The 19,548-nt window shown below is 39.5% G+C and carries 19 protein-coding genes and 1 other annotated feature; of the genes, 18 read left to right on the forward strand and 1 reads right to left on the reverse strand.

Annotation, left to right across the window (positions count from 1 at the left end; genetic code table 11):
- The 6 genes from PVA17_RS01210 (at nucleotide 1) to ispD (ending at nucleotide 8,034) form a co-directional block, all read left to right on the forward strand.
- The gene (locus PVA17_RS01210; protein WP_132362643.1) at nucleotides 1-549 is read left to right on the forward strand and encodes a UvrB/UvrC motif-containing protein; all 549 of its coding nucleotides are present in this window, start codon (nucleotides 1-3) and stop codon (nucleotides 547-549) included.
- Nucleotides 546-1,655, forward strand: coding sequence for a protein-arginine kinase McsB (mcsB, locus tag PVA17_RS01215; protein WP_132362645.1), 1,110 nt, complete (start codon nucleotides 546-548; stop codon nucleotides 1,653-1,655). Before PVA17_RS01210 ends, mcsB begins: the two co-directional genes overlap by 4 nt.
- Nucleotides 1,645-4,089, forward strand: coding sequence for an ATP-dependent Clp protease ATP-binding subunit (locus PVA17_RS01220; protein WP_274066673.1), 2,445 nt, complete (start codon nucleotides 1,645-1,647; stop codon nucleotides 4,087-4,089). The genes mcsB and PVA17_RS01220 overlap by 11 nt, the downstream gene beginning before the upstream one ends.
- A gap of 349 nt (nucleotides 4,090-4,438) precedes the next feature.
- Nucleotides 4,439-5,815, forward strand: a complete 1,377-nt coding sequence (gene radA, locus PVA17_RS01225; RefSeq protein ID WP_274066674.1) for a DNA repair protein RadA — start codon at nucleotides 4,439-4,441, stop codon at nucleotides 5,813-5,815.
- Nucleotides 5,816-6,252: 437 nt separating this feature from the next.
- Complete coding sequence (locus PVA17_RS01230; protein WP_132362651.1) at nucleotides 6,253-7,338, forward strand: PIN/TRAM domain-containing protein; 1,086 nt, start codon at nucleotides 6,253-6,255, stop codon at nucleotides 7,336-7,338.
- A 12-nt stretch (nucleotides 7,339-7,350) separates the two neighbouring features.
- Complete coding sequence (ispD, locus tag PVA17_RS01235) at nucleotides 7,351-8,034, forward strand: 2-C-methyl-D-erythritol 4-phosphate cytidylyltransferase (protein ID WP_132362731.1); 684 nt, start codon at nucleotides 7,351-7,353, stop codon at nucleotides 8,032-8,034.
- A 154-nt stretch (nucleotides 8,035-8,188) separates the two neighbouring features.
- Here the strand turns inward: ispD and PVA17_RS01240 are convergent, their stop codons facing one another.
- Nucleotides 8,189-9,847, reverse strand: a complete 1,659-nt coding sequence (locus PVA17_RS01240) for an SWIM zinc finger family protein (protein ID WP_274066675.1) — start codon at nucleotides 9,845-9,847, stop codon at nucleotides 8,189-8,191.
- 281 nt (nucleotides 9,848-10,128) lie between these two features.
- Between PVA17_RS01240 and ispF the strand changes: the two genes are divergently transcribed.
- The 12 genes from ispF (at nucleotide 10,129) to rplK (ending at nucleotide 19,459) form a co-directional block, all read left to right on the forward strand.
- Nucleotides 10,129-10,605: a 2-C-methyl-D-erythritol 2,4-cyclodiphosphate synthase gene (gene ispF, locus PVA17_RS01245; RefSeq protein WP_132362655.1), complete on the forward strand. Its 477-nt coding sequence runs from the start codon at nucleotides 10,129-10,131 to the stop codon at nucleotides 10,603-10,605.
- Between the two features lie 92 nt (nucleotides 10,606-10,697).
- Nucleotides 10,698-12,158, forward strand: coding sequence for a glutamate--tRNA ligase (gene gltX, locus PVA17_RS01250; protein WP_274066676.1), 1,461 nt, complete (start codon nucleotides 10,698-10,700; stop codon nucleotides 12,156-12,158).
- A 50-nt stretch (nucleotides 12,159-12,208) separates the two neighbouring features.
- Nucleotides 12,209-12,427: a binding site (T-box leader), on the forward strand.
- A 186-nt stretch (nucleotides 12,428-12,613) separates the two neighbouring features.
- Nucleotides 12,614-13,264, forward strand: coding sequence for a serine O-acetyltransferase EpsC (gene epsC / locus PVA17_RS01255; RefSeq protein WP_132362659.1), 651 nt, complete (start codon nucleotides 12,614-12,616; stop codon nucleotides 13,262-13,264).
- Nucleotides 13,261-14,661 carry a cysteine--tRNA ligase gene (gene cysS / locus PVA17_RS01260; RefSeq protein WP_274066677.1) on the forward strand — a complete coding sequence of 467 codons (1,401 nt, stop codon included), beginning with the start codon at nucleotides 13,261-13,263 and terminating at the stop codon, nucleotides 14,659-14,661. Before epsC ends, cysS begins: the two co-directional genes overlap by 4 nt.
- 5 nt (nucleotides 14,662-14,666) lie before the next feature.
- On the forward strand, nucleotides 14,667-15,086 hold the full coding sequence (locus PVA17_RS01265; RefSeq protein WP_274066678.1) for a Mini-ribonuclease 3: 420 nt from the start codon (nucleotides 14,667-14,669) through the stop codon (nucleotides 15,084-15,086).
- Entirely contained in the window at nucleotides 15,086-15,838 is a 753-nt protein-coding gene (gene rlmB, locus PVA17_RS01270; RefSeq protein ID WP_132362665.1) for a 23S rRNA (guanosine(2251)-2'-O)-methyltransferase RlmB, read from the forward strand. Before PVA17_RS01265 ends, rlmB begins: the two co-directional genes overlap by 1 nt.
- A gap of 2 nt (nucleotides 15,839-15,840) precedes the next feature.
- On the forward strand, nucleotides 15,841-16,353 hold the full coding sequence (locus PVA17_RS01275) for an NYN domain-containing protein (protein ID WP_274066697.1): 513 nt from the start codon (nucleotides 15,841-15,843) through the stop codon (nucleotides 16,351-16,353).
- A gap of 68 nt (nucleotides 16,354-16,421) precedes the next feature.
- Nucleotides 16,422-17,069: an RNA polymerase sporulation sigma factor SigH gene (sigH, locus tag PVA17_RS01280; protein WP_049662792.1), complete on the forward strand. Its 648-nt coding sequence runs from the start codon at nucleotides 16,422-16,424 to the stop codon at nucleotides 17,067-17,069.
- Nucleotides 17,070-17,145: 76 nt separating this feature from the next.
- Nucleotides 17,146-17,292: a 50S ribosomal protein L33 gene (rpmG, locus tag PVA17_RS01285; RefSeq protein WP_132362667.1), complete on the forward strand. Its 147-nt coding sequence runs from the start codon at nucleotides 17,146-17,148 to the stop codon at nucleotides 17,290-17,292.
- A gap of 48 nt (nucleotides 17,293-17,340) precedes the next feature.
- Nucleotides 17,341-17,526 carry a preprotein translocase subunit SecE gene (secE, locus tag PVA17_RS01290; protein WP_053482826.1) on the forward strand — a complete coding sequence of 62 codons (186 nt, stop codon included), beginning with the start codon at nucleotides 17,341-17,343 and terminating at the stop codon, nucleotides 17,524-17,526.
- Between the two features lie 748 nt (nucleotides 17,527-18,274).
- Nucleotides 18,275-18,808 (forward strand): transcription termination/antitermination protein NusG, encoded by a 534-nt coding sequence (nusG, locus tag PVA17_RS01295; protein ID WP_049662801.1) that lies wholly within the window; start codon nucleotides 18,275-18,277, stop codon nucleotides 18,806-18,808.
- Nucleotides 18,809-19,033: 225 nt separating this feature from the next.
- Nucleotides 19,034-19,459 (forward strand): 50S ribosomal protein L11, encoded by a 426-nt coding sequence (gene rplK, locus PVA17_RS01300; RefSeq protein WP_004233593.1) that lies wholly within the window; start codon nucleotides 19,034-19,036, stop codon nucleotides 19,457-19,459.
- Nucleotides 19,460-19,548 lie beyond the last annotated feature (89 nt).

A 19,548-nucleotide genomic window follows, 5' to 3' on the forward strand; every position in this document is an offset into this window, starting at 1 on the left:
ATGATATGCGAACATTGTAAGCAGCGTAATGCGACAGTTACCGTAACACAAATTCAAAATGGTCAAAAAGTAGAGCATCATTATTGTGACGTCTGTGCCTCGCAGTTCCATCCATTTCATGCTGAGTTTAAGCAAGAGCCAATATCTATTCAGCAGTTATTATCCAATTGGTTTGGCTCCCCTACATGGCAGCAACAACAAGTGGGTGAAAAACAGCAGGCACCACCACAACCGCAAACATGCCCACAATGTGGATTTACGTATAAACAATTTTTAAAAGAAGGTAAGTTTGGATGCCCTAGCTGCTATGATACCTTTGGTGAACACTTACCGAAGCTCTTTAACCGTATACAGGCTGGTCCTCAACATATAGGAAAAATGCCCGGTGCCCAAAATAATGTCTATGTCATCAAAAAGCAAATTGAAGATATTCGTAAACGTATGAAGATTGCTGTAGATGAAGAACAATTTGAAGAGGCCGCAAAGCTTCGTGATGAAGCGAAGGAACTTGAGAAGCAGCTACAATTTGAAGGTGGTGATGTGTCGTGATGATTGAGTCATTTTTAGAGCGTGCTACACCGATATGGATGAGTGTAGAGGACGATTATTCAGATATTGTCATAAGTACACGCATTCGCCTTGCTCGAAATTTAGATGGTTATCGTTTTCCATTAGCCTTTACAGAGGATGAAGCATTACAGGTGGAACACGCAGTTACACATGCAATCAAGGATAGTACAGAACTTCGAGAAAATTATTCATATTTTGCTATTAAAGACTTAACGTCTTTACAGCGTCAAATACTTGTGGAAAAGCACTTGATTAGTCCTCAGCTTGCAAAAAAAGAGCGAGTTGGCTCCATGCTCTTATCTGATGACGAATCAACTAGCATTATGGTGAACGAAGAAGACCATTTACGCATTCAATGTATGACGGCGAGCTTTCAACTTCAAAAGGCATACGAGCAAGCTAATAAAATTGATCGTACCTTAGAGAAAGCCTTGCCTTACGCATTTCGAGATACATTTGGTTATTTAACAAGTTGTCCAACAAATATTGGTACTGGTTTACGAGCATCTGTCATGATGCACCTGCCTGCCCTTACACTTACGGGTCAGATGAATCAAATCATTAATGCGATGACACGATTAGGAATGACGGTAAGAGGAATATATGGGGAGGGTAGTGAAAATATAGGGAATGTTTACCAAGTGTCAAATCAGATTACACTAGGGAAAACAGAGGATGATATTTTAGCCGATATCCAAAGTGTCGCTGAAAAAATAATTCAAAAAGAACGACATGCAAGAGGAAAGTTAATGGAAAAAGCAGAGCTTGCCTTAGAAGACCGTGTATACCGTGCTTTAGGGACATTAACACATGCTCGAATTTTAACGAGTGAGGAAGCTGCTACCTGTCTTTCAAATGTTCGTTTAGGAGTAGATTTACGGTTAATTGAAGGTATTAAAGCGACTAAATTAAACGAATGTGTTGTTAGTATGCAACCTGGATTTTTACAGAATTACGCAGGTGACGTTTTGCCACCTACTGAGCGAGATCGCGTACGAGCGGAAATGCTTCGTGAGGCACTATCTCGAGAAAATATGAGTAAGCCTATTATTCGGAGAAAAGGAGAGGATTCATTTGATGTTTAATCGTTTTACACAACGCGCGCAAAAAGTATTACAGCTTGCCCAAGAAGAGGCAATTCGTTGGAAACACGAATCAATTGGAACAGAGCATATTCTATTAGGGCTTATCCGTGAAGGTGGCGGTATTGCTGCAAAAGCATTAGAAGCCATTGATATTAGTCCCCAAATGATTGAATCAGGTATCGAAGAGCTTGTAGGGAAAGGTAAAGAAGATGTTGGTCCAATTGTCCACTACACACCTCGCGCTAAAAAGGTAATAGAACTATCAGTCGATGAATCACGTAAATTAGGTCATTCCTATATCGGCACAGAGCATTTACTATTAGCGCTTATTCGTGAGGGTGAAGGTATAGCGGCCCGTGTATTAAATAATGCTGGTGTCGGATTGAATAAGGCTCGTCAGCAAGTGCTATTGTTATTAGGTAATAACGATAATGCTCAATCTGGTCAACAAGCTGCACAGGCTGCCAATACACCAACATTAGATAGCCTTGCGCGTGATTTAACGCAAATTGCTCGTGAAGGCACTTTAGATCCAGTCATTGGTCGAAGCAAGGAAATTACACGTGTTATTGAGGTTCTATCACGTCGTACAAAAAATAACCCTGTATTAATCGGGGAGCCAGGTGTTGGTAAAACAGCTATTGCTGAAGGCTTGGCACAGCAAATTATTAATAATGAAGTCCCAGAAATTCTTCGTGATAAACGTGTTATGACACTTGATATGGGGACAGTTGTTGCTGGAACAAAATATCGTGGTGAATTTGAGGACCGCTTGAAAAAGGTAATGGATGAAATTCGCCAAGCAGGAAATGTTATTTTATTCATCGATGAATTGCACACATTGATCGGTGCGGGTGGTGCAGAAGGTGCCATAGATGCGTCAAATATTTTAAAACCATCTTTAGCACGTGGCGAGCTGCAATGTATTGGTGCAACGACACTAGATGAGTATCGCAAATATATTGAGAAGGATGCGGCATTAGAGCGTCGTTTCCAACCAATTCAAGTTGATGAACCAACTGTAGAAGAAGCAATTCAAATTATTCAAGGCTTACGTGATCGTTATGAAGCACATCACCGTGTGAAAATCACTGATGAAGCAATTGAAGCGGCAGCAAAAATGAGTGATCGATATATTTCTGATCGTTTCTTACCAGATAAGGCGATTGACTTAATCGATGAAGCCGGTTCTAAAGTCCGCTTACGTTCATTCGCAGTGCCACCAAACTTAAAGGCACTTGAAGATAAGCTTGAAAATGTGCGCTCTGAAAAGAATGCAGCTGTCTCAGGTCAAGAATTTGAAAAGGCAGCATCATTAAGAGATACAGAGCAAAAGCTAAAAGATGAAATCGAAACTACAAGAAAAAACTGGAAGGAAGAACAAGGTAAAGCCGAGTCAAAAGTGACAGTGGATGATGTAGCAGCGGTAGTATCTATGTGGACTGGAATTCCCGTTTCGAAAATTGCGTCAGAAGAATCGTCTAAGTTATTACAACTTGAAGAAGAGTTACACAAACGGGTTGTAGGTCAAGGAGAAGCAGTAGAGGCAATTTCTCGTGCAATACGTCGCGCAAGAGCTGGTTTGAAAGATCCGAAACGACCAATTGGCTCATTTATTTTCTTAGGCCCTACAGGGGTTGGTAAAACAGAGCTTGCCAGAGCACTAGCTGAGGTTATGTTTGGCGATGAGGACGCAATGATTCGCGTGGATATGTCTGAGTACATGGAAAAACATTCGACTTCACGTTTAGTTGGTTCACCTCCAGGCTATGTAGGTTTTGATGATGGCGGTCAACTAACGGAAAAGGTTCGTCGTAAACCGTATTCAGTAGTATTACTAGATGAAATTGAGAAGGCTCATCCAGATGTTTTCAATATCTTACTTCAAGTACTTGAAGATGGCCGTTTAACAGATTCTAAAGGTCGAGTGGTCGATTTCCGCAATACCGTTGTTATTATGACTTCAAACGTCGGTGCAGATGCTTTAAAATATCAGAAAAACCTTGGCTTTAATGTAGGTGGTACTGATACGAAGTATAAAGATATGAAGGGTACAATGCTCGAGGAATTGAAAAAAGCATTCCGTCCAGAGTTCTTAAACCGTATCGACGAAATGATTGTCTTCCACTCACTAGAAAAAGAACATTTAAAAGAAATCGTCGCAATGATGGCGAATGCTTTAACAAAACGTCTGAAGGAGCAAGACATTTCGTTAGAGTTAACGGATTCGGCACTCGAGAAAATTGCAGAGGAAGGCTACGATCCTCAATACGGTGCTCGTCCACTACGTCGTTCGTTGCAAAAACAAGTAGAAGACCGTTTATCGGAAGAACTGCTGAAAGGCAATGTAGAGAAGGGTAATCAAGTTATTATTGATTACGTAAATGAAGAGTTTGTTGTGAAGAAAAAAGAGGAAGTTTCTACTTCTAAATAATCTTCAACAGTGGGGGCATTCATCCCTCATCTGCCCATTAAATGTTTATTTGAAAAGAACAGCAAGGCATAGTGCCAAGCTGTTCTTTTTTATCGTCATTTAGCATTTCTGAAGGTGGTTCCTTTTTAGAGGGTTCCAAACACCTACTGAAATAGAGGAACTTAGTCTAAGAGCGCCACGTCCTGTGGTAACGACTGAGTGACCACCATCACGTTGCCCCCAAAGCCTCGTCGGACGATTTTAAAAGGAATAAATTATGCGGGCACAATTAAAAATCCGGACGTAATTACGCCAAGGCTTAAATTGATGTACAATAAATATAAGAACAAATATTCGAGGTGGATGCATTTTGGCGAAGAAAAAAACAAAATTTGTATGCTCAAGCTGCGGCTATGAATCCGCAAAATGGATGGGAAGATGTCCAGGGTGTGGGGAATGGAATAAGATGGTTGAAGAGGTGGAGGTGGTCGCGAAAGGGCCACGTGGGGCATTCCAGCATTCTGCTACGGTTACTCAAAAGGCTCTCCCTATTATGCAGATTGAAGCAGCTGAGGAATCACGAGTTGCAACAGAAATGGGTGAGCTTAACCGAGTGTTAGGTGGAGGTATCGTGCCGGGTTCTCTTGTATTAATTGGGGGAGATCCTGGGATTGGGAAATCGACGTTGTTATTACAAGTATCTGCGTTGCTTTCGAATAAAGGGCATCGCGTGCTTTATATTTCTGGTGAGGAATCCATCCGTCAAACAAAGCTACGTGCAGAACGTTTAGGAGTGGTGTCACAGGAGCTGTATATCTATTCTGAGACGAATTTAGAGTTTTTAAATCAGACTATTGACGATGTGCAGCCAAAGTTTGTTATTGTCGATTCGATTCAAACTGTTTTTCATCCAGAGGTAACGAGTGCACCTGGTAGTGTATCACAAGTGCGTGAATGTACAGCAGAACTTATGCGGATTGCAAAAACAAAGGGAATTGCAATTTTCTTAGTTGGACATGTAACAAAAGAGGGCCAAATTGCAGGGCCACGTATATTGGAGCATATGGTTGATACGGTATTGTATTTTGAAGGGGAACGACATCATAATCACCGTATTTTACGCAGCCAAAAAAACCGTTTTGGCTCTACGAATGAAATTGCTATCTTTGAAATGCTTCAGGGGGGCTTAAAGGAAGTGTTAAACCCGTCTGAGTTGTTTTTACAGGAGCGTTCACAGGGAGCGGCAGGATCAACAATCGTAGCCTCAATGGAGGGTACACGGCCAATTCTAGTTGAAATTCAGTCACTTGTAACACCAACAAGTTTTAATTATCCAAAACGAATGGCAACAGGTGTCGATCAAAACCGTGTACAACTGCTTATGGCTGTTCTTGAAAAGAGAATGGGCCTCATGTTACAGGCTCAGGATGCATATATTAAAGTTGCTGGCGGCGTGAAACTGGATGAGCCTGCAATTGATTTAGCGGTGTTGACAAGCATCGTTTCAAGTTTTAAGGATCAGGCTGTCAGAGCAACGGACTGCTTTATTGGGGAAGTAGGTTTGACAGGCGAGGTGCGTCGTGTATCTCGTATTGAACAACGTGTGATTGAGGCAGCAAAGCTCGGATTTAAACGGGCCTTCATACCGGTTTCGAATATAGGTGGATGGGATTTTCCACAAGGTATTGAGATAGTTGGTGTGGAAACGATAAAGGATGCATTGAATGCTTGCTTTAGAGAGCTATAAAAAAGCTTGTGCATGTTGGGCAATGTTCTGACATGCACTTTTAATTTATTTCAGCGGGTGTACAAACACCCGCTGAAATAAATTAAAGCCTCCGGCGGATGTCACGGAAATCGGCAAGGAGTTCTTTGTGCATGCACAAAGCCGATTCCGGACGCAATTATGCCGAGGCATAATTGATTTGCAAGCTTTTGTAATTCATAGATAGAAGGTAGGAAACTCTAAAGGGGGTAATGGCGTCTAAGATAACGTCTGTGAAAAGGCTTCTTTAATGCCCAGCAGATGCTTAAGCATGGAAGGATTTCAATAATTGATTGTCCTCTTTCATTAGAATCGAAATGGTTGATCACAAGAATATTGATGATACTTTGATGGGTTCATAAAAGATTTTCTACAGTAAACTATGTATAATTATATAGTAAAAATGGGAGGTGACAGTTATGAAAAAATTTGTTCAAATTGCTTTTTTACTGATTGGAGGAGCATTAGGCCTTGTTTTCTTACCGCCATTATACGAATTGCTTCATTTATCATCTAATCCTTGGCTTGATAATCCCTACGTATCAGTAGCTTTAGGAGCGCTTTTACTGTTTACACTATCATTTGCCTTTTCAGATTATTTCGTAAGGCTAATTAGTTGGATGGAAGACGTGCTATTTAAAGTGCCTGTTGGAGATTTATTATTTGGTACACTGGGACTTATTATCGGGCTAATCGTTGCTTATTTCTTAGGATTTGCAATTGATAGTATTGATTTACCGAAATTTACAAAGGTTTTACCAATTATATTGTCATTTGTGCTTGGCTATTTAGGGTTCCGTGTAGGCTTTAAAAAGCGAGATGAATTAATCCAGCTATTTACGTTACGTGGTAATAATACGAAGAAAAAATTAACGGAAGGTGTAGAGCCTCAAGAAGTACGAGGTAGCTATAAACTGTTAGATACTAGTGTTATTATTGATGGTCGTATTGCAGATATTTCTGAGACAGGCTTTATAGAAGGTACGCTAGTTGTACCCCAATTTGTCCTTACTGAGCTTCAGCATATTGCTGATTCTTCGGATACATTAAAGCGTACAAGAGGTCGTCGTGGCTTAGATATTTTGAAGAAATTACAAGATGAACGTATGACAAAGGTACAGATTACTGAAGAGGACTTTGAGGATGTTCAAGAGGTTGATTTAAAACTAGTACGCCTTGCAAAGAAAATGGGGCACGATACACAAATTGTTACGAACGACTTTAACCTGAACAAAGTTTGTGAGCTCCACCACGTTAAAGTGCTGAACATCAATGATTTAGCAAATGCAGTAAAGCCTGTCGTTATTCCAGGTGAGGATATGCAAGTGATGGTCATTAAAGATGGTAAAGAGCATAATCAAGGGGTTGCCTATTTAGATGACGGCACAATGATCGTTGTTGAAGGGGGACGTAGCTATATAGGACAGGCAATTACAGTAACCGTAACAAGTGTTCTTCAAACATCAGCAGGTCGTATGATTTTTGCTAAACCAAAGGATGACTAGGAAGTGGGAAATGTGCAATATGAAGTAGTGTTGCCTGCTGCGGGAAGCGGAAAGCGAATGGGTGCAGGGCAAAATAAGTTGTTTTTAAATCTTTTAGAAAAACCAATCCTCATACACACGCTAGAGGTTTTTGAACAGGATAGCCAGTGTACAGGTATTTGGCTTGCTGTGAAGCCGGAAGAGCGTGTATTTATTCAAGAAATGCTAGAGAGGTATGGAATTACTAAAGTTAAAGGCTTACCTGATGGTGGTGCAGAACGACAGCATTCCGTCCATTCGTGCATGAAAGAAATGAAACAGGTTGATATAGTGCTTGTGCATGATGCTGCGCGTCCGTTTATTACGCATGATATTATTGCAAATCTTGTACAAAGTGCATATAACTTTGGCGCTGCGATTGCGGGTGTTCGTGCGAAGGATACCATGAAAAAAGTGCGCGATGGTGTTATTGAAGAGACGATTGATCGAGAAAGCTTATGGATGATCCAAACCCCACAAGCATTTCAATTTGATTTGATTGTAGAGGCAGAGGATGTAGCTGAGAAGGTAGGATTCCTTGGCACAGATGAAGCAATGCTTGTTGAGCGTCTCGGACATGAGGTGCATATTGTGGAAAGTAGCTACGAGAATGTAAAGATGACGACGCAAGAGGATTTAGTTTTCGGTGAAGCGATATTGCGTAAACGTGCTTTGTAAAGAGTAGTTGAGAAACATTAGGTAAATTACAATGGTAGCAGCTAAGCAACTATACAAAATCCCGTAAAGAAGTAGCACTATAACTTCTTACGGGATTTTATTTTAACTTCTATTAGCGATGTTCTTTAGCAACGCTTTTTGCAGGGGAAATCCACTATTTCATAATATTCTTTAATTCCTCTATAAAAGCAGGGCGTTTTGGGTAAGTTTGTAGTAATTCAGTAATTAACCGTCCAGCTTCTACTGTATAGCCTGCCTTACGCATAACATTGATTGAACGACAGACGTCTTTATAATTTTTTCGATTAGAGGAAGATTGAGCATCTATGGTGATGGCATCAATGAAAAGTGCACAAACTTCTTCATAGTACTGTTCTTTAATGAATTGATAATAGTGACCTATTCTTGTTGGGTATTCTTTGCAATAGTCTAGAATACGTTTAGATTGCTGTTCTTCTACAATAAGTCTTGCATATAAGTTCGAATTGGTAAGGCTATTTAATAATTCTTCTAGAACCTCTGGCCATTGTTCAGTAGAGTGAAGAGCTTTGAACTCTTTGTAAAAATCATATTCACCCTTTTGCATTAGCTCTAAAGCTAATTCGCGCATTTCTTCTGTATGCCCTAAATGCTGATGAGCTTTAAAAGCGTAACGTTTCCACATGCTCACAATGCCAGGGAGTTGTTGATCTTGCTGGATTCCATCAGTTGTCAATTGTAATACTTTTTCATATTCACCGCGGTTAATAGCAGATTGAATTATTTGCTCACGCATATGGTAGTCCTCGATATGCTTCTCCAAAAATGCTTCTACTTCCTTACTACTGTATTTATTCTGTAATAAGTGAAGCTCAACCTGTTTTAATTCTTTGTTTATATATTGTGCGTTCCAATCATCTGATGAGCTTGCCATTGAATAAATAAGGGTTTTAAACTGTTTTTCAATCTCATCATATAAACAAAGAGAAACACAGGCGTTGAGAAGTTGAATTCGACATTCTACCCAGTCATCAAACTCGTGTTGCATTGCTTTTTGAATAACAAGTTCATATACTGTTTCATACTGCTCTTTTGACCAAAAGGTTGCCCCCTCTTCAATCGCTTGACTAATTAATTCTAGACTTTCTCTAATGGCATCGCCGAAATGACCATCGGAATCATCACCATATTGTAGTGCTTCTAATGCATATTGGAGGCACAGAAAACTTAGCTCGATAGCTGTAATATTATCCTCTTTGTCGATATGTTCCTCAGCGTGCTGAAGTGTTGCGTAGACACCTTTTAGTGCTTTCGATGCCCGATGGCGTGGGATAAAACCACTTCTCCCCTCTTGCCCCCATTTCAGATGCTGGACAATCATTTTTTTAGCGGCCATTACTATATCAGTTGGCTCCATTAGCCGGATTTCTAATTCTTGTAAGAAATCAGGAGAATTCTTCCCGACTGTTAAAATTAGGCTTATTAAATTTTCTTTTGTTTGTGTTGTTAACAATTGCTGTAATGTTGATTTTTTTGCTTTAGATGATTTAGATACCGATACAGGAGGATTGTAAAACTGTTCCTTAATCTCGTATAGCACAGCAACAATATGCTTGCAATCATCATCATAAGGGCAGTCGCAATTCGCGTATGTAATATCACCTTGTGCATTGAAGGTGACATCTACAGTATACGGTTCAGTTCCTTCAACTTCTGCCCGCCAGTTGCTAGTGTCAATTTGCATAATATCAATGACTTGATTATTCATATAATAATCGTACCCACGTTGTACAATTACTTTTTTAAACTGTTTTTCAAAAGAATTAATGTTCATTTCAACACAGCCTTTTCGTATTTTATTAATGCAAGCATATCAAAAAATGAGAGAAAAAAGAGAGCCAAATATTATACCTTTGCCGAGACACTCATTTCCTAGGAAATATGTTAAAATGTGAGGGTATAATATAGAGTAAATATAGAAGTGAAGGAAGGTGAATGAGGCTGCCTTATAAGCTGAATGGAAGCTTTTTAAGTCTGCATATTTGTTGAAGCGATTGAGCTTCAGTTGGTAGATTTTCTTGTTTTATTTATCTTATTAGACAGTTTCAAAATCATATGTTTCGAGTGGGACAAGGATTTGACGTGCATGCATTTGAAGAAGGACGTCCATTAATTATTGGTGGTATAACAATTCCTCATGAAAAAGGGTTAGTAGGGCATTCCGACGCAGATGTTTTATTACACACTGTAACAGATGCGGCGTTAGGAGCTATTGGTGAGGGAGATATCGGTCGTCATTTCCCAGATACAGATCCTGCGTTTAAGGATGCTGATTCGGCGAAATTATTAGCGTATATTTGGAATATTGTTGAGGAAAAGGGCTATGTTCTAGGTAATGTGGATTGTACGATTATGGCACAGCGTCCGAAAATGGCGCCGTATATTCAACAAATGCAAAATCGTATTGCTGAATTGCTTCATGCAGAGCCTTCTCAAGTGAATGTAAAAGCAACAACAACTGAGCGTTTAGGTTTTACAGGTCGCGAGGAAGGGATTGCTGCGATGGCGACAATCCTATTGATTAAGAAATAAAAGCAGGCTCTAAAGCGCTTTTATTTCCTGTAACAGAGTGGTAAAATGAACAAAGTCAATTTTTTGATCGAAAATTTAGGAGGCTTTTAATTATGGCGAAAGAAGTTCGTGTTCGTTACGCGCCATCCCCTACTGGTTTCTTACATATCGGTGGAGCGCGTACAGCGTTATTTAACTATTTATATGCAAAACATCATAACGGTAAATTCATCGTACGTATTGAGGATACAGATATTGAGCGTAATGTAGAGGGCGGAGAAGCATCTCAGTTAGATAATTTAAAATGGTTAGGCATAGCGTATGATGAGTCGATCGATATTGGTGGACCATATGCACCTTACCGTCAAATGGAGCGTCTTGATATTTATAAAGAGCATGCTGACAAGCTACTAGAGCAAGGTATAGCTTACAAATGCTTCTGTTCTTCTGAGAAATTAGAAGCGTCTCGTGAAGAACAAAAAGCACGAGGTGTTGCAGCTCCAACTTATGATGGTACTTGTCGTCATTTATCAGCAGAGGAAGTTGCGGCTAAAGAAGCTGCTGGTGAACCATATACAATTCGTATGCGCGTACCTGAAAATGTAACATATGAATTTGAAGACTTAGTACGTGGACAAGTAGCGTTTGAGTCAAAAGATATTGGTGACTGGGTTCTTGTTAAAGCGAACGGTATTCCTACGTATAACTATGCGGTAGTGCTAGATGATCACTTTATGGAAATTTCGCATGTATTCCGTGGTGAAGAGCATTTATCGAATACACCAAAACAAATGATGATCTTTAATGCATTCGGCTGGGAATATCCACGCTTTGGTCATATGACATTAATCATTAATGAAAACCGCAAAAAATTATCAAAACGTGATGAATCAATTATTCAATTCGTCACACAGTATAAAGATTTAGGCTACCTACCTGAAGCAATGTTCAACTTCTTCGCATTACTTGGTTGGTCTCCTGAGGGAGAAGAAGAGATTTTCTCAAAAGAGGAATTTATTAAAATCTTTGATGAAAAACGTCTTTCAAAATCACCATCTATGTTTGATAAACAAAAGCTTACTTGGATGAATAATCAATACATTAAAAAATTATCTTTAGAAGAAGTAGTAGAATTATCTTTACCGCACTTACAAAAAGCTGGTTTATTACCAGCGGAGTTATCAGAAGAAGAACGTGCATGGGCTACAGATTTAATCGCACTTTATCATGAACAAATGAGCTTTGGTGCTGAAATTGTAGAACTATCTCGCCTATTCTTTAATGATCATATTGAATATGATGAAGAAGCAAAAGCAGTTTTAGCAGGGGAGCAGGTACCTGAGGTAATGGCTGCATTTAAAGCACAGCTTGAAGGTTTAGAAGAATTTACGCCTGATGCTGTCAAAGCGGCTATTAAAGCTGTTCAAAAAGACACAGGTCACAAAGGTAAAAATCTATTTATGCCAATCCGCGTTGTCACAACAGGTGAAACGCATGGTCCAGAACTTCCTAACGCAATTTGCTTAATTGGTAAACAGAAAACAATTAATCGTGTAGAAAAATTTGCGCAATAAGTAGAAATTGATTGACAATTTATAAGTTCGTTGTAAAATGTATTTACATTGAGAAAGCGTTGATAAGGAGAAGTAAGTGGCGCATGCTCTATAGAGAGGACCATCACCGGCTGAAAGTGGTCTGAGCCAAGGCAAAACTGAAATGCACCTTTGAGCATAAAGTTGAACAACAAGTAGGCTTTATCGATTCGTTCCCGTTACAGAACGTCCAAAGTGGAAGGCATACGCCTTCAATCAGAGTGGAACCGCGCAAATTTAGCGTCTCTGTCATTCCTTTTTGGGATGATAGGGGCGCTTTTTTATTTTCTAGACAGATGACTTGAAGCGATGGATGCGCCGGATTCTACTTCACTGACTCTGCGGTGAGATCAACGTTAGCTATAATATTTCAATGGCCAGGGATGCAAGTGGTTGTGTGGAATTAAAGCAGATCAAAACGAAAAGGGGGAGCTTTTGTGTTTAAAAGAATGAAGGAAGATGTAGAAACAATTTTTGAGAATGATCCAGCGGCGCGTAGTGTATTTGAAGTTATATTGACATACTCAGGTTTGCACGCTACTTGGTCACATCGAGTTGCCCATTGGTTCTTTAAAAAGCGTTTTTATTTTATAGCCCGTGCCATTTCACAAATTAGTCGCTTCTTTACTGGAATTGAAATTCATCCTGGAGCGAAAATCGGTCGCCGTTTCTTTATAGACCATGGGATGGGCGTTGTAATTGGTGAAACATGTGAGATTGGTGATAATGTAACGTTGTATCAAGGTGTAACTTTAGGTGGTACAGGAAAAGAAAAGGGGAAACGCCATCCGACGTTAGAGGATAATGTACTAGTTGCGACAGGTGCAAAAGTGTTAGGTTCTATTACAATTGGTGAAAATAGTAAAATTGGTGCAGGCTCGGTTGTCTTAAAAGAAGTGCCACCAAATGCTACAGTTGTCGGTATTCCTGGTAAAATAGTGATTAAGGATGGCGTTCGTCTAGAGAAAAAACTAGACCACCAAAATATACCTGACCCTGTAGAAGAACGTTGTCAAGCTTTCGAGAAGCAGATTGCAGCATTGAATCAGAAAATCGAGCGCTTACAAAAGGAGAGAGAAACACAATGAGTATTCAAATTTTCAACTCATTAACACGACAAAAGGAAACTTTCGTACCGCTGGAAGACGGCAAAGTAAAAATGTACGTTTGCGGTCCGACAGTTTATAACTACATTCATATTGGAAATTCACGACCTGTAATTGTCTACGATACAGTACGTCGTTATTTCCAATACAAAGGCTATGACGTGAAATTTGTTTCAAATTTTACAGATGTGGACGACAAAATTATTAAGGCTGCAAATGAACTTGGAGAAGAAGTTCATGAATTAACGGAGCGTTTTATTGCCGCATACTTTGAAGATGTTTCAGCGCTAGGTTGTAAGAAAGCAGATGTACATCCGCGTGTAACAGAGCATATGGATGATATCATTCAATTTATTCAAGTTTTAGTCGATAAGGGCTATGCTTATGAATCAGCTGGTGATGTCTATTACCGAACTCGTAAATTTAATGGTTACGGTAAATTATCTCACCAATCGGTGGATGATTTAAAAATTGGGGCTCGTATAGAAGCAGGTGAGAAAAAAGATGACGCGTTAGATTTCGCTCTATGGAAAGCTGTAAAGCCAGGTGAAATTTACTGGGAAAGTCCTTGGGGCAAAGGACGTCCGGGTTGGCATATTGAGTGCTCTGTAATGGCACGTGAGCATTTAGGAGATACTATTGATATTCATGCTGGTGGGCAAGATTTAACATTCCCGCATCACGAAAATGAAATTGCACAATCAGAAGCTCATAATGATAAAACATTTGCGCGTTATTGGATGCACAATGGATATATTAATATTGATAATGAAAAAATGTCGAAATCCCTTGGTAACTTTATACTCGTTAATGATATTCGCAAACAAATTGACCCACAAGTTTTACGCTTCTTTATGCTTTCTGTGCATTATCGTCATCCGATTAACTTTGCGAAGGATTTAGTAGATGCAGCAGCAAATGGATTAGCACGAATTCGTACTGCCTACAACAATGTGAAACACCGTTTAACAGCAACTGCGAGCTTAGGTGATCACTCAGAAGAATGGCTTAAAAAAATTGCGGAACAAAAAGCTCACTTTGAAGAAGCGATGGATGATGACTTTAATACAGCCAATGCCATTTCTGTATTATTCGAATTAGCGCGTATCGCAAATATTTATCTAAATGAAACGAATACTGATGAAAAAGTATTAGTAAGTTTTACTGAAACTTTTGAGGTGTTAGGTGACGTCTTAGGTATTGAATTTGTAAAAGAAGAAGAGCTATTAGACGAAGAAATTGAAGCACTGTTACAGGAACGTGTAGATGCACGTAAAAATCGTGACTTTGCTCGTTCGGATGAAATTCGTGACCATTTGCAAGCGCAAGGTATCATTTTAGAAGATACGCGACAAGGAACTAGATGGAAACGAGGGTAAGTAACTTGGATAAACTCCGCAACGAAGATGTTAAGCAATTGAATGCATTAGCGTTAGCCTATATGGGAGACGCAGTTTTAGAACAAAAGATACGAGAGCATTTATTACGTGCTGGTCGTGTCAAACCTAACACACTTCATAGAGAAGCTACACGTTACGTATCAGCTAAAGCACAATCTATGATTGTACATCGAATGATGGATGAAGGCTTTTTAACAGAGGAGGAGTTGGCTGTGTTCCGTCGTGGACGCAATGCCAAATCCGGCTCTGTGCCTAAAAATACAGATATTCAAACATACCGTAATAGCTCAGGCTTTGAGGCTGTGCTCGGTAGTTTATATTTATTAAATGAATTAGAACGCGTTTATGCAATCATTGCATACGCTATTCAAATCATCGAGGAATCAAAAGGAGTGTCGAATTAATGGCAGAGCAAAATGGTGAAATTATTGCCGGTAAAAACCCAGTGTTAGAAGCACTTCGTTCAGGCCGCGATATGAATAAAGTATGGATTGCAGAAGGTGTGAAAAAATCAGGCGTCAATGAACTGCTAGATTTAGCACGAGAACGTGGCGTTATCGTTCAATTTGTCCCGAAAAAAAAGGTGGATCAATTATCAGATGCCAACCACCAAGGAATAGTTGCCTCTGTTGCAGCATATAAATATGCGGAGCTGGAGGATTTATTTGCGGCAGCGGCAAAAAAACAAGAAGATCCATTCTTCTTAATTTTAGATGAGCTAGAAGACCCTCATAATCTGGGCTCTATTATGCGAACTGCTGATGCGATAGGTGCGCATGGTATTATTATTCCGAAGCGCCGTTCCGTGAGTCTGACAGCTGTAGTGGCAAAGGCATCAACTGGAGCAATAGAGCATGTACCTGTCGTTCGTGTTAATAACCTAGCGCAGACGGTAGATGAGCTGAAAGAGCGAGGAGTTTGGATTGCAGGTACAGATGCAAAAGGTTCTGCAGACTATCGTAAAATGGATGCAACATTGCCACTTGCGATTATTATTGGTAGTGAAGGTAAAGGGATGGGCCGCTTATTAAAAGAGAAATGTGACTTTTTATATCATTTACCGATGATTGGGCATGTCACATCACTAAATGCATCAGTAGCTGCTGCACTTTTAATGTACGAAGTGTATCGTAAACGTCAAGAAGCGAATGATTGACGATGAACAACATTTTGCTTGTTGACGGCTATAATATGATAGGGGCTTGGAAAGAGCTTCGACCATTACGTGATACAAATTTTGAAGATGCCCGTAGGAGATTAATTGAGCTTATGGCTGAGTATAAGGCAGCTATAGGGTGGCGCGTAATTATAGTTTTTGACGCACACCTTGTACCGGGTGTAGAGCAAACTTATTTAGAAAATGATGTCGAAGTCATTTATACACGGAAAAACGAAACAGCAGATGAACGTATCGAGAAAATGACACACGAACTAAAAGCTAGAAATGTACAGATTCACGTAGCAACCTCTGATATGGCAGAGCAAAATGTTATTTTTGGTAATGGTGCTCTTCGAAAATCGGCAAGAGAGCTAGAAATTGATCTGGGTATTATCCAACATAAAATTTCTCACGATGTGAAACGAAAACAAGATAGCAAGCCGCCATCTCGTATAGCACTAAAGCCCGATGTTGCTTTAGCATTCGAAAAATGGCGGCGTGGTTTGAAATGATTGATTGACTCATATTTTCCAATTCCGTTATACTGTTCCTAATTATCTGTTGTAGCTGAGGTGATACCATGTTTAAAAATAGTATTGTACAAGTGACACAAGATTTTGAACGATTCAATGATGAAGAACTTATTGAAATGGTGCATCAAGGTAATACAGATGCGTTGGATTATTTAATTACGAAATACCGTTTGTTAGTGAGAGCGAAGGCTAGATCTTATTTTTTAATTGGTGCAGATAAAGAAGACATTGTGCAAGAGGGCATGATTGGTTTGTATAAAGCTATTCGTGATTTTAAGGGAGATAAGCTTGCTTCTTTTCGAGCATTTGCTGAATTATGTATTACAAGACAAATTATTACGGCTATTAAGACAGCTACAAGGCAAAAGCATATACCGCTAAATTCTTATGTTTCTTTGGACAAGCCTATTTTTGATGAGGAGTCAGATCGTACTTTAATGGATGTGTTAACCGGTGCTATTATGGATGATCCGGAAGAATTAATGATTCATAGAGAAGAGTTTGGCTACTTAGAAGAAAAGATGGGTGAGATTTTAAGTGAATTAGAACTACAAGTGTTAGCACTTTACTTAGACGGGCAATCTTACCATGAAATTTCTGAGAAATTAAATCGCCATGTGAAGTCTATTGACAATGCTTTGCAACGAGTAAAGCGTAAATTAGAGCGACATTTAGTTCTTGAAGAAATGTCTTAGCGGTTGTATGCCTTTGTTGACATTGACAAATATAGGTGTTAGTCTTGAAAAGACAAAGTGCCGAAAAGGTGATTATATGGCAAAAAAAGTCGTTCTAAATTGCGAAAAATGCGGATCGAGAAATTATACGTTTCCAGCTAAGGAAGATACAACTGTACGCCTCGAATTAAAGAAATTTTGCTCGCATTGCAATGAACATACAGTGCATAAACAAACGCTATAAAATAATTTGTAAATAGACAGATATGATTGATTCGGAGGTTAGGCTAGAATGGGCAAGATTAAAGGCTTTTTCAGCAATGTAATGTCGGAAATGCGCAAAACAAGCTGGCCAAAAAGTAAAGAACTGACGAAATATACAGTCGTTGTAATTTCAACTGTTGTAATTATGGCTTTATTTTTTGTGTTAGTAGACTTAGGTATTTCATCATTATTCCGCTGGTACTTAGATTTATAATTTAGTAAATAGCATGTTAATACTTCTGAAATAGCCCGTCATGACAATAAACGGGTTTTTTCGTTTGTTTTATCTTCATTCAGAAGGAGACGCTCATCTCAATAGGTGGTAAGATGGATACAGTTATAGTTTCTTGTCATTGGGTGTCTAAACACCTACTGAAATAGAGGAACGCAGTCTATGAACGCCACGTCCTGTGGCAATTTATCTGTGCGAAAGCGAAGCGACAACAACAACACACGACTGAGTGAACAAGATCATGCCGCTGATGCTGCGTTAGCACTACGTTTTCTTGCAAAAAACATCTGTTGGCCTAAAGTCTCCTTAGGATGTCACGGATTAAAATGAATATTAGGATGTTAGCCTGAAATCTCGCATCACGCGAAAACGGCTAACTGACCTGCATCGGTAAAAACCCCATTACCGAAATGACCGACATCATGTCGGCCCTCGGCAGGCCTGGGCACGATTCAAAACCAGACGCAAATTAAGCCAAGGCGAATTTGAAGACGTGAACAGCGGTAAAATATTCTCAATTGGATAAGTATGCTACTAGCGATAGTATGAGGGTAGCAATAGATGACTATGCTAGATTTGGTATATATCATCAGGCTTTTGCTAGCTGTTAGCGAAAGCTATGTTTTTCTAATGAGCAGTTTGTGAAAAGAGTAAACAATGCACTTAGCATATCGTGAATCATTTTCACTCTTATTTGTAAGGGAGGGACGGACGAGGAGTCCTAGTAGTTATGGAGAAAAATTGGTATGTTGTTCATACGTATTCAGGGTATGAAAACCGTGTAAAAGCAAACCTAGAGAAACGTGTAGAAACAATGGGTATGCAGGATAAGATTTTCCGTGTTATTGTACCTGAACATGAAGAAACAGAAATGAAGGATGGGAAAAAGCGTACTATGATGCGTAAAGTTTTCCCTGGTTATGTTTTAGTCGAGCTAATTATGACAGATGATTCATGGTATGTTGTACGTAATACGCCAGGTGTAACTGGCTTTATCGGTTCATCTGGTGGTGGTGCAAAGCCGACACCTTTATTGCCTGAAGAAGCGGATCGTCTACTTCAACAAATGGGAATGACTGACAAAATCGTCGAGATTGATATTTCTGTTGGAGAAGCAGTTGAAGTATTAGAAGGGCCATTTGCTCACTTCCAAGGACGTGTTGAAGAAATTGACACTGAAAAAGGAAAGGTCAAAGTTTCTGTCGACATGTTTGGTCGCGAAACAATTATGGAACTAGATTTTGAGCAAATACAAAAAATGTAGTTCTAGTAACTAAAGTACATATGTCTAAGACGTATGTCGCAGATTTTGTTAATTACTACTTGCTTAAAAAAATTAAAAGTGGTATCATTTCTAGGTCAGATTGTCATACTTTGGTTTGACGTCTGCAATGATAATTTTAATGTTATCGGCAATTAGCTGACAGACAGATATTGAGTGGGAGGGGCAACCCAATTACCACATCACGGACTTAAGGAGGTGTGTCTCGTGGCTAAAAAAGTTATTAAAGTTGTTAAACTTCAAATCCCTGCTGGTAAAGCAAACCCAGCTCCACCGGTTGGTCCTGCATTAGGTCAAGCAGGTGTGAACATCATGGGATTCTGTAAAGAATTCAACGCGCGTACTGCAGATCAAGCTGGTCTTATCATTCCGGTTGAAATTTCAGTATTCGAGGACCGTTCATTCACTTTCATTACAAAAACTCCACCTGCAGCAGTACTACTTAAAGTAGCAGCTGGTATCCAATCTGGATCTGGTGAACCAAATCGTAAAAAAGTGGCAACGGTTAAACGTGATAAAGTTCGCGAAATCGCTGAAACTAAAATGCCAGACCTTAACGCTGCTTCAGTAGAAGCTGCTATGTTAATGGTTGAAGGTACTGCACGAAGCATGGGTATTGTTATCGAAGACTAATCCCAGTTTTACTTGATGATGTATTTGTTTTTTGGAAGGTTGCGGAGTTTCTTTGTGAACGCGCAACCTTTATTCGTGGGAGGTAAAAT

It is taken from the genome of Lysinibacillus sp. CNPSo 3705, assembly GCF_028674935.1.
GTDB lineage: Bacteria > Bacillota > Bacilli > Bacillales_A > Planococcaceae > Lysinibacillus.

Bases quoted from the DNA above. Each gene is read 5' to 3' on its own strand.
- PVA17_RS01210 (WP_132362643.1), top strand. From the start codon at position 1: ATGATATGCGAACATTGTAAGCAGCGTAATGCGACAGTTACCGTAACA.
- PVA17_RS01230 (WP_132362651.1), top strand. From the start codon at position 6,253: ATGAAAAAATTTGTTCAAATTGCTTTTTTACTGATTGGAGGAGCATTA.
- PVA17_RS01240 (WP_274066675.1), bottom strand. From the start codon at position 9,847: ATGAACATTAATTCTTTTGAAAAACAGTTTAAAAAAGTAATTGTACAA.
- ispF (WP_132362655.1), top strand. From the start codon at position 10,129: ATGTTTCGAGTGGGACAAGGATTTGACGTGCATGCATTTGAAGAAGGA.
- gltX (WP_274066676.1), top strand. From the start codon at position 10,698: ATGGCGAAAGAAGTTCGTGTTCGTTACGCGCCATCCCCTACTGGTTTC.
- cysS (WP_274066677.1), top strand. From the start codon at position 13,261: ATGAGTATTCAAATTTTCAACTCATTAACACGACAAAAGGAAACTTTC.
- rlmB (WP_132362665.1), top strand. From the start codon at position 15,086: ATGGCAGAGCAAAATGGTGAAATTATTGCCGGTAAAAACCCAGTGTTA.
- PVA17_RS01275 (WP_274066697.1), top strand. From the start codon at position 15,841: ATGAACAACATTTTGCTTGTTGACGGCTATAATATGATAGGGGCTTGG.
- sigH (WP_049662792.1), top strand. From the start codon at position 16,422: ATGTTTAAAAATAGTATTGTACAAGTGACACAAGATTTTGAACGATTC.
- rpmG (WP_132362667.1), top strand. From the start codon at position 17,146: ATGGCAAAAAAAGTCGTTCTAAATTGCGAAAAATGCGGATCGAGAAAT.
- secE (WP_053482826.1), top strand. From the start codon at position 17,341: ATGGGCAAGATTAAAGGCTTTTTCAGCAATGTAATGTCGGAAATGCGC.
- nusG (WP_049662801.1), top strand. From the start codon at position 18,275: ATGGAGAAAAATTGGTATGTTGTTCATACGTATTCAGGGTATGAAAAC.